The sequence below is a fragment of the Pseudomonas sp. RL_105y_Pfl2_101 genome (assembly GCF_963970585.1).
Classification (GTDB): Bacteria; Pseudomonadota; Gammaproteobacteria; order Pseudomonadales; family Pseudomonadaceae; genus Aquipseudomonas.
Window position 1 is genome coordinate 13,038 of the sequence record NZ_CAXAPG010000001.1, and the last position, 16,261, is coordinate 29,298.

The window sequence follows — 16,261 nt, forward strand, 5'->3', positions numbered from 1 at the left end:
CGCTCTTCTAGAGGCCCAGCAGGGACAACATGATGAACGTCGCAAACAACACAAAATGGGTCATGCCTTCGATGGCATTGGTTTCACCATCGTTGAGGTTGATCGCACTGACGATCAGGGTGATGAAGATCATCACCGTCTGCACCGGGGTCATTGCCATCTCGAATGGCTGGCCGGTGTAGAGGGCCATGGCCTCCATCGCGGGCACGGTCAGGATCACGGTGGACAGCGAAGCCCCCAATGCGATGTTCACCACCGACTGCATGCGATTGGCGAGGGCCGCGCGCAGGGCGGTGAGAATTTCCGGGGCGGCGGAGATGGCGGCCACCAGGATCGCCGTAACCACCGGCGGCGCACCCGAGCCTTCCAACCCCAGGTCGAGGGCCTTGGACATGACTTCGGCCAGGGCGCCGATCACCACCACGCCAAACACCAGCGCGCCGATGGAAAGCGTCAGGCTGATGGGTTCCGGTTCATTTTCCAACGGCTCTTTCTTGCGGCGTTTTTCCGGATAGCTGTAGCTGAAGAAGTAACTATGAGGCCCGACCTGCATGCGCAGGAACAAGGTGTACAGCACGATCATCGCGCCGATGGTAAAGGCCGAATAGATTTTCCAGCTCTCGCGGGGAATGAACTCCGGAACCACCATCGATACCCCCATGGCGGTGAGGATCATCACGCTGTAGGTGCGCGCCGAATCGTCGTTATAAGCTTGCTCGCCATGCTTGATCCCGCCCATCAGCGCCGCAAGCCCGAGGATGCCATTGATGTCGAGCATCACCGCCGAGTAGATCGTGTCCCGAACCAACGTCGACGACGCCTCGTTGCTCATCATGATCGCCAGGATCACCACCTCCACCAGCACCGCCGACAGCGTCAGGATCATCGTGCCGTAAGGATCACCGACCTTTTCCGCCAGCCGTTCGGCGTGATGGGCCACGCGTATGGACGCCGCGACGATGAAACCGATCAGGACCAGGCCGCTGGTCAACGCCACCACCTGCCCGCTGCCTAGCAGCCAGTGCTCCAGCGGATAGGCGATACACGCGGCGATCAGCGCCAGCAACAGCAGTGTTTCTTGCTTGAGCAATGTGAGCATCGCGGACCTGTCACCGTGGGCGGGGTCATGAGTTACTGACTATAGGAGGCGGTGAACGTTTCGTTCGGTGTGATGCACCAGGGGGTGGCGAGTGGGAGGCAGGTGCACCTTTATTGTTCTCAAGGGCCTCATCGTGGGCAGCCTTGCTCCCACAGGTATTGCGTCGCACTGGTGAAGCAAGCTTGCCTGCCCATGAGGTTGGGCTGCCCATCTGTCGGGGCAAGGCCTGATTTCACGCGGTTTGGCCTTGCAGTTGTGGGAGCAAGGCTTGCCCGCGATGGCTGCATCAAAGTGTTAGCCATTTGTTGTCTTATTGGTCAGCATTTTGCATTGATGCTGCACAGCCAACCTCACAACAAAATGGAGTTCGAGTTCATGCACAAACGCCCCTTGAAGAAGTTGCTTTGCGCCGTCGTCGCCGCCGTCGGCCTGGGCGCCGGCCTGAATGCCGGTGCCGCCGACCCGCTGAAGGTCGGCTTCGTCTACATCGGCCCGATCGGCGACCACGGCTGGACCTATCAGCATGAACAAGGGCGCAAGGAGCTGGCGGCGAAATTCGGCGAGCAGATCACCACCAACTACGTGGAAAACGTGCCGGAGGGTGCCGACGCGGAGCGGGTGATCCGCAACATGGCCAAAGACAAATACGACCTGATCTTCACCACCTCCTTCGGCTACATGAACCCGACACTGAAAGTCGCCAAGCAGTTTCCAAAGGTGACCTTCGAACACGCCACTGGCTATAAGCAGGACAAGAACCTGGGCACGTACCTGGCTCGCACCTACGAGGGTCGCTACGTCGGTGGCTTCCTCGCGGCCAAGATGACCAAGACCAAAAAGATCGGTTATGTCGCCTCCTTCCCAATCCCGGAAGTCATCCGCGACATCAACGCCATCCAACTGGCCCTGAACAAGTACAACCCCGGTACCGAGATCAAAGTGGTGTGGGTCAACTCCTGGTTCGACCCGGGCAAGGAAGCCGACGCCGCCAACGCGCTGATCGACCAGGGCGTGGACGTGGTGTTCCAGCACACTGACAGCCCAGCGCCGATCCAGGCTGCCGAGCGACGCGGCGTCTATGCGGTGGGCTACGCTTCGGACATGGCTCACTTCGGTCCCAAGGCGGTGCTGACGTCCATCGTCAATGACTGGGGCCCGCATTACATCCAGGCGACCCAAAGCGTGATCGACCACAACTGGAAATCCCAGGACTACTGGGGTGGCCTGAAGGAAGGCACGGTGAAACTGCCGATCAGCGACCTGGTGCCGGCAGCGGTCAAGGGCGAGGCCAAGCAGATCATCGCTGACATTAAGAGCGGCGCCTTCCATCCGTTCACCGGCCCGATCAAAGACCAGGCCGGCGTCGAGAAAATCCCGGCGGGCGTGAGCGCCACCAACGCGGAGCTGGCGTCGATGAATTACTACGTCGAAGGCATGAAGGCTGAGATTCCCAAGTAACTGGCGATCAACACAAAACCCTGTGGGAGCGAGCCTGCTCGCGATAGCGCACTGACATTCAACATTGATGTCGACAGACAAATCGCCTTCGCGAGCAAGCCCGCTCCCACAGGGATCTCCATTTTTAAGTCAGGAAAGCAGCATGAACAGCCTTCCCATCATCGACATAAGCCCGCTCTACGGCGAGAAGCCTGGCGCCTGGCAAACCGTCGCCGAGCAGATCGACCGTGCCTGCCGCCAATGGGGCTTTTTCTACATCAAGGGCCATCCCATCAGCCCGGCGCGCATCGCCGAGGTACTGGACAGCGCCCAACGCTTCTTCGCCCTGCCCGTCGAAGAAAAACTCAAGATCGACATCACCCAGACCCGCCACCATCGTGGTTATGGCGCCGTCGCCACCGAACAACTGGACCCGAGCAAGCCCAGCGACCTGAAGGAAACCTTCGACATGGGCCTGCACTTGCCAGCCGATCACCCCGACGTACTGGCGGAAAAACCCCTGCGCGGCCCCAACCGCCACCCGGACCTGATTGGCTGGGAAAGCTTGATGGAGCAGCATTACCGCGACATGCAGGCACTTGCGCAAACCCTGCTGCGGGCCATGACCCTGGCCCTGGGTATCGAACGCGGCTTTTTCGACACGCGCTTCAACGAACCGGTCAGCGTACTGCGCCTGATCCATTACCCGCCCCGCGACACCGGCGGTTGCGCCGAGCAACAAGGTGCCGGCGCCCATACCGACTACGGTTGCATCACCCTGCTCTACCAAGACGCCGCCGGCGGCCTGCAAGTGCGCAACGTCGACGGCCAGTGGATCGACGCGCCGCCCATCGACGGCACCTTCGTGGTCAACCTCGGCGACATGATGGCGCGCTGGAGCAACGACCGTTACCTGTCCACGCCGCATCGGGTCATCAGCCCACAGGGGGTGGACCGGTATTCGATGCCGTTCTTTGCCGAGCCGCACCCCGACACGTTGATCCAATGCCTGCCCGGTTGCCAGGATGATGCCCACCCGCCAAAGTACCCAACGACTACCTGCGCCGAATTCCTGCTGTCGCGCTTCGCTGACACCTATGCTTACCGGCGTGAGTCGCTCGCCGTGTAGTGGATCAGCCGGTCAGGTTTTACCCGACAGGACGGCCAGCGCCTGTAGAATGCCCGCCATCGATTCGCTGATGAGAAAAGACCATGTACGACTGGCTGAACGCCCTGCCCAAGGCTGAACTGCACCTGCACCTGGAAGGCTCGCTGGAGCCCGAGCTGCTGTTCGCCCTGGCCGAACGCAACAAGATCGCCCTGCCCTGGAGCGACGTCGACACCCTGCGCAAGGCCTATGCCTTCAACAATCTGCAGGAATTCCTCGACTTGTATTACCAGGGCGCCGATGTGCTGCGCACCTCCCAGGATTTCTACGACCTGACCTGGGCCTACCTGTTGCGTTGCAAGGCGCAGAACGTGATCCACACCGAACCGTTCTTCGACCCGCAGACCCACACCGACCGTGGTATCCCGTTCGAAGTCGTGCTCAACGGCATCGCCGCCGCCCTCAAGGACGGTGAGCAGCAACTGGGCATCACCAGCGGCCTGATCCTGAGTTTCCTGCGCCACCTGAGCGAAGAACAAGCCGAGAAAACCCTCGACCAGGCGCTGCCGTTCCGCGAGGCCTTCGTGGCCGTGGGCCTGGACAGTTCGGAAATGGGCCATCCACCGAGCAAGTTCCAGCGCGTATTCGACCGGGCGCGCAACGAAGGCTTCCTGACCGTCGCCCACGCCGGCGAAGAAGGCCCGCCCGAGTACATCTGGGAAGCCCTGGACCTGCTGAAGATCCAGCGCATCGACCATGGCGTGCGAGCCATCGAAGATGAGCGGCTGATGCAGCGAATCATCGAGGAGCAGATTCCGTTGACCGTGTGCCCGCTGTCCAACACCAAGCTGCGCGTGTTCGACGACATGTCACAACACAACATCCTCGACATGCTCGAACGCGGCGTGAAGGTGACGGTGAACTCCGATGACCCGGCGTACTTCGGCGGCTACGTCACCGAGAACTTCCACGCGCTGTACACCCACCTGGGCATGACCCAAGACCAGGCCAAGCGCCTGGCCCAGAACAGCCTGGATGCGCGGCTGGTAAAACCTTAAGCCTGACAATCAACCCTGAGGGAGCTCGCGCCCTCAGTTTTTTGATCGCTTGCAAATCCACGGTTGGACGCAGATCCAATTGTGGGAACGAGCCTGCTCGCGAAGGCGGAGTGTCAGTCAACATAGATGTTGAATGTCAGACCGCTATCGCGAGCAGGCTCGCTCCCACAAGGGCGATGGTGTTAATCGGCGACTATCGCTTCGCTCAACTCTTCCAACGTCTTGCCCCGCGTCTCCATCCCGAACAACCAGACCACCCCCGCTGCAACGGCGAAGCACAGCGCGCCCAAGGCGAATACGCCACCCTGGCCGGTGATGGGAAACACCAGCCCGGTCACCAGCGGGCCGAGCAGCGAACCGACGCGACCGACCGCCGAAGCAAAGCCAGAGCCCGTGGCCCGGGCCGAAGTAGGGTACAGCTCCGGCGTGTAGGTGTAGAGCACTGCCCACATGCCGAACAGGAAAAACTGCATCAGCAACCCGGTGCCGATCAACAGGCCGACGTTGCCGCCAAACACCGCGCTCTGCCCATACAGGAACGCCATCGCTCCGCCGCCCAGCAATGTGATGACGCACACCGGTTTGCGCCCCCAGCGTTCCACCAACCAGGCCGCCATCAAGAAACCGGGAATCCCGCCTAGGGAAATCAGCACGGTGTAATACACCGACTGGGTCACCGCGAACCCCGACTGCTGCAACAACGCGCTGAGCCAGGAGGTCAGGCCGTAGAAGCCGAGCAAGGCAAAGAACCAGACGCTCCAGATCATCATCGTGCGCTGGCGATACAGCGGTGACCAGATCTGCGCCAGGGCCGAAAAGAAATTGCCCGGCGTGCTCTCGACCCTTGGCAGGCGGATCGGTTCCGGCAGGTTCTGATGCCCCAGCGAGGCCCGGACCTTGTCTTCGATTCGCGTAAGCACCGCGTTCGCTTCGTCCCCCCGACCGGCCTGCTCCAGCCAGCGCGGCGACTCGGGAATGAAGAAACGAATCGCCAGGACAAACACCGCCGGCACCGCCAGCACCAGAAAGATGTCGCGCCAGCCGACCAGCGGCAGCAGGAAATACGACAGCACCCCCGCCGCCACAAAACCCAGCGGCCAGAAGCCATCCATCAAGGCGATGTAGCGGCCCCGACGCTTGGCCGGGATCAGTTCCGAAAGCATCGACTGGGCAATCGGAAACTCCATGCCCATGCCGATGCCGAGCAAGATACGAAACAGCGTCAAGGTCTCGATGTCCTGGGCCGTGGAACACAAGTAGCTGGCAATGCCCCACAACACGATGCTCCACTGGAACACCGGTTTGCGCCCGAAACGATCGGCCAACATGCCCGACAGCGACGCCCCCAGCACCATGCCGAAGAAGCTGGAGCTGGCGAGCAAACCGGCCTGGGCGGTGCTCAGACCGAACTCGGCTTTGATCGACCCCAACAGGAACGTCATCATCGCCAGGTCCATGGAGTCGAAGAAAAACGCCAGGGCGATGATGATGAAGATGACCCGGTGGTAACCGCTAATGGGTAACCGTTCCAATCGTTGCGCCGCGCTATAGCCGTGAATGTCCATGCTGCCTCCCCAATCCGATAATTCCCCGGACCGAGTGTGCGCGAACCTCACCGGTGGCTATTGCTGAATACGACCTGCCGACAGCCCTGAGCGACGCATCTGTAGCGTTCCCTAAATCGCCATCTCCACCGTGTCCTGCCGGGCGAACCGGTGGATTCCCTGCTGACCGAGCGTCGTCACCTGCAGGGCTCGCGAATCGTTGGGCAAGCTCAGCCATCCTGACTGCATGAACAGTTGCAGCAAGGCCGCCCCCAGCGCGCCCCCCAGGTGCGGACGACGCTCGCTCCAGTCCGGGCAGGCACAGGCGATGCGGGTGTTGCGATGGGCCAGGGCCTGGATGAACAGGCCACGTCCGGCCAGTTGATTGGCGCCTTTGTGGGTGACGATCACCCGCTGTTCGAACTGCTCGATCCACCCGGCGTCCAGCAGGCGCTGATACAGGTCCGCCGCCAGGGTGCCCCCTAGGTGATCGTCGCAAAGCCTGGCCCGCATCAACGAAGCGGGAGCCGACGGCGCCCTGCTCGGCATGACTCGGTGCTTGAAGACGTCCGGAATCTGTCGCGGCGTACTGACCAGCGTCGCGCTGGCCAGCGCTTCGACGGCAGCGCCGATTTCAGGTGCCGCCAGGCGGAAAAACCGCTTGCGGCCCCGGACTTCGACTTTCAACAGGCCGCCAGCGGACAGGCGCCCCAGATGCGCGTTGGCCGAGGACGGTGACAACCCGGCGAGCAACGCCAACTCCTCAGCCTGGCGGGCCGTACCGTCCATCAAGGCCCACATCATTGCGCTGCGCTTGGGGTCAGCCAGCAACGTGGCGATCTGGCTGATGCAAGGTGCATGTTCCATGTATTCACTCCCTGTTGAATCATTCGTCTACTGCTCTGGCGCAGGCGGCCGCTAGTATAAGCGGGGCGGTCGAGCTTTCCTGTCCTCCGGAAACCTTTAGAGGCGATTGTTCGTGAGGGAAAAGTCTCTATTTGCCCGCGACTAATGACCGCCCCCCGTCGAGAGTGGAAATCGAGCCGTCAATTCACCGCAGCGGGCCTGGAGCATGTCCCGCAAAAGGTTGATGGGTTTGCTCAATTGCGCCCGATGGGCACACAGCAGATTGAGGGGCGCGCGTTCGCATTGCAGGTGCGGCAAGAGGATTTTCAAGCGCCCGGCCAGCACGTCGGTGGACACATCCAGCCACGATTTATAGGCAATCCCGGCACCCGCCACCGCCCAGCGCCGCACCACATCGGCGTCGTCACTGAAACGGTCACCACTGACGGTGAGGCTCACTTCCCGTTTACCGTCATGAAACCCCCATCGGTCATGGACCCGGCTGCCAAGCATGTATAACAGGCAGTTGTGCTGGGCCAACTGTTCCAGCTGATAGGGTTCACCCTGGCGAGCCAGATAGTCCGGCGATGCGCACAACACCCGGCGGTTATCCGCGGCAATGGGCAGGGCGACCAGGCTCGAATCTTCCGGATCGCCATAACGCAAAGCGATGTCCACCGGCGGCTTGAACAGGTCGGCCATGCGATCACCCAGCAACAGCCGCACCGTCAGCCCGGGGTGCTCACGCTGGAACGCATCCAACCAGGGCAGCAGCAGGTTGCGCCCCAAGTCCGACGGTGCGGACAACTGCAACACCCCACTGACCTGATCCTGGCCGCTGGTTAACAACCGCCGGCCTTCGTCAAGGCTGCTCAATGCGGCACGGGCATATTCGAGAAAGCCCTCTCCTTCGGCCGTCAGGCGCAGGCTACGGGTAGAACGGGCCAACAGCCGCGCGCCAAGGTGCTGCTCGATCCGTTTCAACGCGGCACTGGCCACCGCCGCCGACAGGTCCATGACCCTGGCTGCAGCCGAGAGACTGCCCAGGTCCGCCGCCCGGACAAACAACTGCAAGTCATCGAAGCGAAGCATGACGACCCCATTATCAAAAAACTGTTGAAAGAGCCTGTTCTTTTAGCCGGTTTTATCTCGACGATAAATAGCTAAACATGGCCTTCATCGAACTCACCTCACGGAACCGCTCCATGAAAGCCATCGCCTACTACCACTCGCTGCCCATCACCGACCCGCAATCGCTCCAGGACATCGAGCTCCAGGAGCCGGTCGCCGACCCCAGGGACCTGCTGGTGGAGGTCAAGGCTATTTCGGTCAACCCGGTGGACACCAAGGTCCGCCAGAACGTCCAGCCCGAAGACGGCGCAGCCAAGATTCTGGGCTGGGACGTAGCCGGCGTGGTCAAGGCGGTGGGCAGCGAAGTCACGCTGTTCAAGGCCGGGGACAAGGTGTTCTATGCTGGCTCCATCGCCCGCGCCGGCGGCAACAGCGAGCGGCACGTGGTGGATGAGCGCATCGTCGGCCACATGCCCAAGACCCTTGGTTTCGCCGAAGCAGCAGCGTTACCGCTGACGGCCATTACCGCCTGGGAGTTGTTGTTCGAGCGCCTGCAAATCCAGGAAGGCCAGGACGATCTGGGCCAAAGCCTGTTGATCGTCGGCGCTGCGGGAGGCGTGGGTTCGATCCTGACGCAACTGGCCAGCCAACTCACCGGGCTGAAGGTGATTGGCACCGCGTCCCGTGCGCTGACCCAGGATTGGGTGCACAGTCTGGGTGCCGACCGGGTGATCGACCACAGCCAGCCATTGAGCGAAGTGTTGAAAGAAGCGGGCCAGCCCCAGGTGACTCACGTCGCCAGCCTGACCCAGACCGACCAGCACCTGGACCAACTGGTCGAAGCCCTCGCGCCCCAGGGCAAATTGGCGCTGATCGACGATCCCAAGGCGCTGGACGTGACCAAGCTCAAGCGCAAGAGCCTGTCGTTGCATTGGGAATTCATGTACACCCGCTCGCTGTTCGAGACGGCCGACATGCTTGAACAGCACAAGCTGCTCAACCGGGTGGCCGCCCTGATCGACGCCGGCACGCTGAAGACCACGGTTGGCGAGCATTTCGGCACCATCAACGCCGAGAACCTGCGCCGGGCGCATGCCTTGCTGGAAAGCGGCAAGTCCAAGGGCAAGATTGTGCTCGCGGGCTTCTGACGGCACATCAACCCCGCTGAGCGCTGTAGGAGCTTGCGAGAGCAACGAGACTGCGATCTTTCCACCGCCAATTGAATCCCAGGCAGAAGCTCAAAAGATCGCAGGCTTCGCCAGCGCCTACAGAAACCAGCGGGAGCCAGCTCCCTCGCCACAGGTGTTGCATTAACTTGGGAGTGCACCGTCAGTCCGAGAGTTGATCCTTGTCACAATTGCGATCGCATTCGGGTCTACACTCGAGGCCTTTGCAACGCAATCTTTTCGTGAGGAGGTCAGCAATGAAGATCCTGATAAAAGAAGTGGCAAAATCCCAATGGCAAGTGCGCCTTGACCAGCACGTCGTCACCTTCCGTACCGAGGCCGAAGCCCAAGCCTTCGCCAGCACCCTGCAAACGCGTATCCTCGCGCCCCATCATTTCCCCGAACAGCAGCAGCGCGCGGCCAGCTGAGTCAACCCTCGCGACTGGCCTGGGCCAGCGCCCGGGCATTTTGCAAGCGACGGGTCAGCGTCGCTGCGCCCACCACCAACAGCCCGCAAAGGCTGATGACCAGCGCCATTGGCACGACGGTGCCGTCATGCAGCGCCGCCACCAACGCGGCTGCCCCGGCGGCCACCGAAAACTGCAGGCATCCCAGCATCGCCGAAGCACTACCGGCCCGGGCGCCCTGCCCATTCATGGCGCAAGCCGAGGCGTTGGGAAGGATGCACCCCAGGCTGGCGATGCAGATAAACAGCGGAACCAGCAGCGGCCACAACTGCGCAGGTTGCAATGAACTGACGGCCAGCAGGCTCAACCCTGCGCCCAGGTAGACCCATACCGCGCGGCTCAGCAGGAACGCCGGCCCGCGCTTGGACAGCAGCCGGGCGTTGACCTGGGCAACCAGGATGAAGCCCGCCGCGTTGGTGCCGAACAGCCAACCGAAGTGTTCGGTCGGTACACCGTAGAGCTTGATGAAGACGAAAGGCGAACCGGCGATGTAGGCAAACATCCCAGCGATAGCGATGCCCCCCGTCAGCGCATGGCCGAGGAAAACCGCGTCGGTCAATAACCGGCCATATTGGCGCAACGCCCCCGACAACGGTTGCCGAGGCACATAGTCCGGCAAGCTTTCCGGCAGCCACAAGGCCACCGCCGTCGACGCCAATGCGCTGAACACCGTCAGAGCAATGAAAATTGACTGCCAGCCATGCAGGTTCACCAGCAACCCGCCCAACATCGGCGCGAGAATCGGCGCCAGGCCCATCACCAGCATCAACTGCGAAAACACCTTGGCCGAACCCACCGCGTCGCATTTGTCGCTGACCACCGCCCGGGAAATCACCATCCCGGCGCATCCCCCCAGGGCCTGGACGAAGCGTGCACCGATCAGCCATTCCAGGCTCGGCGCGAAGGCGCAGGCCAGGGAGGCCAGGGTGAACAGGCCGACGCCGGTCAACAGCGGAATGCGCCGTCCGAACCGATCCGCCACCGGCCCATAGGCCAGTTGCCCGATGGACAAGCCGAGGAAATAAGCCGCCAGGGTCAACTGGATGTGTTTTTCATCGGTACCGAAGGTTGTGGCCATCGCCGGAAAGGCAGGCAGGTAGAAGTCGATCGCCAAGGGACCGAAAGCGCTCAAGGCGCCAAGAATCAGAATGGTGCGAAGGTTCATCGGGCGTCCAGCTCAGGCGTCGTTCGACAGCCCGACAGTCTAGCCGGGCCGGGCGCTCTTGAACATTCCGATAGGTCGCTAACGATTAAAAATGTCAGGCTACACTGGCCTCATAGCCTTCCTCCTTGATGGCCTCGACCACGGCATCGGCCGGCAGCGAACTCTGGACCTGGACGGTCCTGGTGCCCAGGTCGACGCGCACGTCGGCCGCCGGGTCCTTGGCCTGGACAGCCTGGGTGATGGCCTTGACGCAGTGACCGCAGGACATGCCCTGGACATTGAAAGTTTGCATGAGATAACTCCTTGGGATTGAGGTTGTCAGCAGTCTCAGGCTTACCATCATGACAAGGTCAAGTTCTGACAGAAACTGCCGGGCTGGTAATCAGCATCGCGCTCAGCCAAGCTGCACACATCAAGGATTTAACACCGGAGGTTCAGCCATGCGCTGGTCAGCGTTCAGCCTGTTTTGCATGCTCGGTTTTTCAGCGGTCGCGCCCCAGGCATCGGCCGTCGGCGAAGACTACGGTGTGCTGATCATTTCTCGCGAGCGCCTGGAAGTGGCGACCAACTGCGAAATCGGCGTCTACATCCAGGATCAGCTCTCGGCCAGGCTGTTCCAGGAGCAAAGCACCTCGTTCAACCTGCCGCCGGGCCAGTTTTCCTTGCGCCTGAAATTGCTCCCGGGACAGGCGCCGGGGTGCAACCCGGGCATGCTCGCGCCAGGGTCGCAGAACATCACGCTCAGGGCCGGTGGCATTCTGAAGTTCCGCATCGCCATGAATGAACAAGGCATGTACCTCAAGCAGGCTGGGCTCGGTTACTGACACGCCGCTGGCCCCTGTGGGCAAGCTCGGTGGGAGCAAAGCCAGCTTCCCAATGAGGGATCGGCAGCGCTTTTTGGATTGGCGCTTGACCTTGCCAGCATGGCAAGGTTGATCCTGTAGTCATTCACTACAGGGAGCCTGACCGATGTCCGAATCCACCACGTTCGATCTACCGATCGCCGGCATGACCTGCGCCAGTTGCGCCGGGCGGGTCGAGCGGGCCTTGAGCAAAGTCACCGGCACCCGCGCCGTCAGTGTGAACCTGGCAACTGAACTGGCGCGTGTGCAGGCCCCCGAAGGCAGCCTTGCGGCCTTGATGCAGGCCGTCGAACAGGCTGGCTATAGCGTCCCCGTGCAAACCCTGGAGCTGAACATCGACGGGATGACCTGCGCCTCCTGTGTCGGCCGGGTCGAACGCGCTTTGGGCAAGGTCGACGGTGTGAACAGGGTCAGCGTCAACCTTGCCAATGAGCGGGCCCACCTCGAACTGCTCGGCCAGGTGCGTCCGCAAACCCTGATCGATGCGGTCAAGCGCGCCGGCTATGACGCCACTGTCTGGCAAGCCGAACAGTCCGCTGACACGCAGGCCAACCGTCTGAACCGTGAACGCCTGGTATTGGTGCTGGCGATTGTGCTGGCCATGCCGCTGGTGCTGCCGATGCTGCTGCAGCCGTTCGGCGTGCATTGGATGCTTCCGGCCTGGGCACAGTTCGCCCTGGCGACGCCGGTGCAATTCATCTTCGGTGCGCGTTTCTACGTCGCCGCCTTCAAGGCCGTGCGGGCCGGTGCCGGAAACATGGACCTGCTCGTGGCCCTGGGCACGAGCGCCGGCTACGGTTTGAGCGTTTATGAATGGGCAATCGCCCGCCCTGGCAGCATGCCACACCTGTATTTCGAAGCCTCGGCCGTAGTGATTGCCCTGGTCCTGCTCGGCAAATACCTGGAAAGCCGTGCCAAGCGACAAACCGCCAGCGCCATCCGCGCCCTCGAAGCCTTGCGCCCGGAACGGGCGATCCAGGTGATCGATGGCCAGGAGCGGGATGTTGCCATTAGCGCCCTGCGCTTGAATGACCTGGTCCTGGTCAAGCCCGGCGAACGCTTCCCGGTGGACGGCGAAGTACTGGAAGGCCAGAGCCACGCCGATGAAGCGCTGATCAGCGGCGAAAGCCTGCCGGTACCCAAGCAGCCCGGCGACAAAGTCACCGGCGGCGCCATCAACGGCGAAGGCCGGCTGCTGGTACGCACGCAGGCCCTGGGTACCGAAACCGTCCTGGCGCGCATCATCCGTCTGGTGGAAGACGCTCAGGCCGCCAAGGCCCCGATCCAGAAGCTGGTGGATAAAGTCAGCCAGGTGTTCGTACCCGTGGTGCTGCTGCTGGCCCTGGCGACGTTGATCGGCTGGTGGCTGTACGGTGCGCCACTGGAAACCGCGCTGATCAACGCCGTCGCCGTGCTGGTGATCGCCTGCCCCTGCGCCCTGGGCCTGGCGACGCCCACGGCGATCATGGCCGGCACCGGCGTGGCCGCACGCCACGGGATTCTGATCAAGGATGCCGAGGCCCTGGAGCGCGCCCATGAAGTCAACACCGTCGTGTTCGACAAGACCGGCACCCTGACGTCCGGCACGCCGCGCATCGCCCACATGACGGCCTTGGAGGGTGATGAAGACGCACTGCTGAAAATGGCCGGCGCCCTGCAACGCGGCAGTGAGCACCCCCTCGCCAAAGCCGTGTTGGACACCTGCGCCGAGCGCGGCCTGGAGGTGGCGGATGTCAGCGACAGCCAGTCCCTGGCTGGACGCGGTATCGCCGGCAGCCTCGACGGACGCCGCCTGGCCCTGGGCAATCGACGCCTGCTGGACGAACTGGGCCTGGCCCCCGGTTCGCTGGCCGAGTCGGCACAGGCTTGGGAAACCGAAGGCCGCACGTTGTCCTGGTTGATCGAACAAGGCGCGCCGCCTCGGGTGCTGGGCCTGTTCGCCTTCGGTGACACGCTCAAGCCCGGTGCCCTCGCCGCGGTACAGGCCTTGAATGAACAGCACATCGCCAGCCACTTACTCACCGGCGACAACCAAGGCAGCGCCCGGGTGGTGGCCCAGGCGCTGGGGATCTCCAATGTCCATGCCGAGGTATTGCCAGCGGATAAATCCGCCATCGTCCAACAATTGAAGCGCCATTCGGTGGTGGCGATGGTGGGCGACGGCATCAACGACGCCCCAGCCCTGGCCGCCGCCGACATCGGCATTGCCATGGGCGGCGGCACCGACGTGGCGATGCATGCCGCGGGCATCACCCTCATGCGCGGCGATCCGCGACTGGTGCCGGCGGCGCTGGACATCAGCCGCAAGACCTACGCCAAGATCCGCCAGAACCTATTCTGGGCGTTCGTCTATAACTTGATCGGCATCCCTCTGGCGGCGTTCGGTTTTCTCAACCCGGTGCTGGCCGGCGCGGCCATGGCGCTGTCGAGCGTCAGCGTGGTAAGCAATGCATTACTGTTGAAGTTCTGGACACCCAAGCAGCTGGAGGACAAGCGATGAACATCGGCCAAGCGGCCCGCCAGAGCGGCCTGAGCGCGAAGATGATCCGCTATTACGAATCCATCGGCCTGCTCAAGGCCGCCCATCGTACCGACAGCGGCTATCGGATCTACGGCGCCGATGACCTGCACACTCTGGCCTTTATCAAGCGCTCCCGCGACTTGGGGTTTTCCCTGGAAGAGGTCGGCAAACTGCTGACCCTCTGGCAAGACCGCCAACGCGCCAGCGCCGACGTCAAGGCCCTGGCCCGGCAGCACATCGATGAACTGAACCAGAAAATCCGCGAGCTGGCCGAGCTGCGCGACACCCTGCAAGACCTGGTAGAGCACTGCCACGGCGACCACCGCCCGGATTGCCCGATCCTCAAGGAACTGGCGTCGGGGTGTTGCCAGAGTTGATGCCCAGCGCCAATCCCCTGTGGGAGCGAGCTTGCTCGCGATGACGGCGGCACATTCAACATCGATGCAAGCTGATCCACCGCTATCGCGAGCAAGCTCGCTCCCACAGGAGAAACGCGATCACCCAGAACCAGGTCGGCTATCAGGCCGCCTCGCGGTGGACGTTGATCTCGGGCGCCCCGTTAACCACGATGGCTGAACGAAGGTGTTGCGCAGTGGGCACCTCGGCATGGATGCCGAGCCTAGGCGAGGCACCGAGTGGTGGGGCAGAAGCGTTTTGGTTACTTTCGCCTGGGCCGGCATTCCGGCTTTTCAAAAGTGACCCGCCGTAAGAGGGTGTTTACAAAACTAGGCAGTCAATCTGCGTAGCAGCATTCTGCCCTGAGCCAGCCATACCCACGCCTCGGCGACTCGTGGTAGCCGATCGTAATGAACCGCAAGGCGTCTCGCCCTGTCATTCCAAGCGTGTGATCGCTCAACGACCCAGCGTTTCGCTTGTGGGACAAAGCCATTCGAGTCGGCCTGCACGGTAAAGAGTTCCAACTGCGCAGAGTGCACCCAACGTCCAACGTTTTTGTTAGCGGGATGCCTGATAACTTTGACTTGAATATCATGACGCTGCGAGATTGTTTGCGCGCATTGCCCGGCGTAACCGTTGTCTACGTACAGCGCTTGGATACTCGGATACTTGGCAAATCCGTCAGCCACTATGGGATGGGCCCCTGCATGATCCTGGATATTTTCCGCAGTAACGCTCACAGCCAGCAACAGCCCCAAGGTGTCGACCAGAAGATGACGCTTACGGCCCTTAACTTTCTTGCCACCATCAAAACCCGTTTCACCACCTTGCGCCGAGCCCCGAGTTGACTGTGAATCCAGCACCGCTGCCGTAGGCTCTACCGCGCGAGCTTCGCGTTCGCGCCACTGCTGACGCAAACGATCATGCATTTTTTCAAACTTGCCTTGCTCGCTCCATCGCCGGAACGTTCGGTAGACGTTCTGCCAGCGCGGGAAATGTTGGGGCAGCATCCGCCAGGCACAGCCGCTACGAACGACATAACAGCATGCATCTACAAGCAGGCGGCGGCTGATGCGGGGAGGAAGTCCGCGTCCTTTGTTCTCGAAAATATCTTGGACAAGCGTCCATTCTGAGTCGGTCAGACTGCTTGGATAATCCTGCTCCGGCTCGAGCCGACGATGGGCATCGGTGTAACCATATCTGGGTGGTTCGACCGCCGCCTTTTCGATGACAACAGCCTTATGGCTGGGAACGAGCGCTACACCTTGCCGCTCAAGCGCCCTGATTACAGGGCCCTTGGTAATCGACATGCCCGTTCTGCGCGTAAATTGGCGACGAATTTCCATTAGTGTGATGGTTGGATCGGATTCAACGATTTGAACCAGAATCCCTTCGTGCTCAGGTTTTATCTTGATGTTGGCCACTGACATGCATTCACAAACGCGGGGTTGGGAGCATTCCAACGGTATATCTTATTTGTAAGCACCCTCTAAGGGCGGAACCATAAGCCGCCGTTACCG

Annotated in this window: 15 protein-coding genes; 8 read left to right on the forward strand and 7 right to left on the reverse strand. The window is 61.8% G+C overall.

What is annotated here, in order from left to right; genetic code table 11:
- Positions 1-7 precede the first annotated feature (7 nt).
- Positions 8-1,099, reverse strand: a complete 1,092-nt coding sequence (locus tag AACY31_RS00065; protein WP_339478581.1) for a calcium:proton antiporter — start codon at positions 1,097-1,099, stop codon at positions 8-10.
- Positions 1,100-1,474: 375 nt separating this feature from the next.
- On the opposite strand from AACY31_RS00065, the gene AACY31_RS00070 reads away from it, so the two are divergent.
- From AACY31_RS00070 to AACY31_RS00080, 3 genes are all read left to right on the forward strand, one after another.
- On the forward strand, positions 1,475-2,557 hold the full coding sequence (locus tag AACY31_RS00070; protein WP_339503615.1) for a BMP family ABC transporter substrate-binding protein: 1,083 nt from the start codon (positions 1,475-1,477) through the stop codon (positions 2,555-2,557).
- Between the two features lie 142 nt (positions 2,558-2,699).
- A complete protein-coding gene (locus AACY31_RS00075) occupies positions 2,700-3,665 on the forward strand; it encodes a 2-oxoglutarate and iron-dependent oxygenase domain-containing protein (protein ID WP_339478577.1) in 966 nt (321 codons plus the stop codon).
- An 83-nt stretch (positions 3,666-3,748) separates the two neighbouring features.
- The gene (locus AACY31_RS00080) at positions 3,749-4,702 is read left to right on the forward strand and encodes an adenosine deaminase (protein ID WP_339478575.1); all 954 of its coding nucleotides are present in this window, start codon (positions 3,749-3,751) and stop codon (positions 4,700-4,702) included.
- Between the two features lie 182 nt (positions 4,703-4,884).
- Here the strand turns inward: AACY31_RS00080 and AACY31_RS00085 are convergent, their stop codons facing one another.
- The 3 genes from AACY31_RS00085 to AACY31_RS00095 form a co-directional block, all read right to left on the reverse strand.
- On the reverse strand, positions 4,885-6,267 hold the full coding sequence (locus AACY31_RS00085) for an MFS transporter (protein WP_339478573.1): 1,383 nt from the start codon (positions 6,265-6,267) through the stop codon (positions 4,885-4,887).
- A gap of 111 nt (positions 6,268-6,378) precedes the next feature.
- Positions 6,379-7,113 carry an ArsR/SmtB family transcription factor gene (locus AACY31_RS00090; protein WP_339478572.1) on the reverse strand — a complete coding sequence of 245 codons (735 nt, stop codon included), beginning with the start codon at positions 7,111-7,113 and terminating at the stop codon, positions 6,379-6,381.
- Positions 7,114-7,254: 141 nt separating this feature from the next.
- Positions 7,255-8,184 (reverse strand): LysR family transcriptional regulator, encoded by a 930-nt coding sequence (locus AACY31_RS00095; RefSeq protein WP_339478570.1) that lies wholly within the window; start codon positions 8,182-8,184, stop codon positions 7,255-7,257.
- A gap of 113 nt (positions 8,185-8,297) precedes the next feature.
- On the opposite strand from AACY31_RS00095, the gene AACY31_RS00100 reads away from it, so the two are divergent.
- The gene (locus AACY31_RS00100; protein WP_339478569.1) at positions 8,298-9,311 is read left to right on the forward strand and encodes a zinc-binding alcohol dehydrogenase family protein; all 1,014 of its coding nucleotides are present in this window, start codon (positions 8,298-8,300) and stop codon (positions 9,309-9,311) included.
- A gap of 275 nt (positions 9,312-9,586) precedes the next feature.
- Positions 9,587-9,757, forward strand: coding sequence for a hypothetical protein (locus AACY31_RS00105; RefSeq protein ID WP_339478567.1), 171 nt, complete (start codon positions 9,587-9,589; stop codon positions 9,755-9,757).
- A gap of 1 nt (position 9,758) precedes the next feature.
- Here the strand turns inward: AACY31_RS00105 and AACY31_RS00110 are convergent, their stop codons facing one another.
- Together AACY31_RS00110 and AACY31_RS00115 are read right to left on the reverse strand one after the other, a co-directional pair.
- On the reverse strand, positions 9,759-10,961 hold the full coding sequence (locus AACY31_RS00110; protein ID WP_339503618.1) for a multidrug effflux MFS transporter: 1,203 nt from the start codon (positions 10,959-10,961) through the stop codon (positions 9,759-9,761).
- A gap of 94 nt (positions 10,962-11,055) precedes the next feature.
- Positions 11,056-11,253 carry a heavy-metal-associated domain-containing protein gene (locus AACY31_RS00115; RefSeq protein ID WP_339478565.1) on the reverse strand — a complete coding sequence of 66 codons (198 nt, stop codon included), beginning with the start codon at positions 11,251-11,253 and terminating at the stop codon, positions 11,056-11,058.
- Between the two features lie 148 nt (positions 11,254-11,401).
- Here AACY31_RS00115 and AACY31_RS00120 point away from each other — a divergent pair, with 148 nt between their 5' ends.
- The 3 genes from AACY31_RS00120 to cueR all read left to right on the forward strand — a co-directional run bounded on the left by AACY31_RS00120 (position 11,402) and on the right by cueR (position 14,722).
- Positions 11,402-11,785 carry a hypothetical protein gene (locus tag AACY31_RS00120; protein WP_339491269.1) on the forward strand — a complete coding sequence of 128 codons (384 nt, stop codon included), beginning with the start codon at positions 11,402-11,404 and terminating at the stop codon, positions 11,783-11,785.
- A 145-nt stretch (positions 11,786-11,930) separates the two neighbouring features.
- Positions 11,931-14,324 carry a heavy metal translocating P-type ATPase gene (locus AACY31_RS00125; RefSeq protein WP_339478561.1) on the forward strand — a complete coding sequence of 798 codons (2,394 nt, stop codon included), beginning with the start codon at positions 11,931-11,933 and terminating at the stop codon, positions 14,322-14,324.
- On the forward strand, positions 14,321-14,722 hold the full coding sequence (gene cueR, locus AACY31_RS00130) for a Cu(I)-responsive transcriptional regulator (protein ID WP_339478560.1): 402 nt from the start codon (positions 14,321-14,323) through the stop codon (positions 14,720-14,722). The genes AACY31_RS00125 and cueR overlap by 4 nt, the downstream gene beginning before the upstream one ends.
- A 348-nt stretch (positions 14,723-15,070) precedes the next feature.
- On the opposite strand, the gene AACY31_RS00135 is transcribed toward cueR, so the two are convergent.
- The gene (locus tag AACY31_RS00135; RefSeq protein ID WP_445261509.1) at positions 15,071-16,165 is read right to left on the reverse strand and encodes an IS5 family transposase; all 1,095 of its coding nucleotides are present in this window, start codon (positions 16,163-16,165) and stop codon (positions 15,071-15,073) included.
- Between the last annotated feature and the right edge of the window lie 96 nt (positions 16,166-16,261).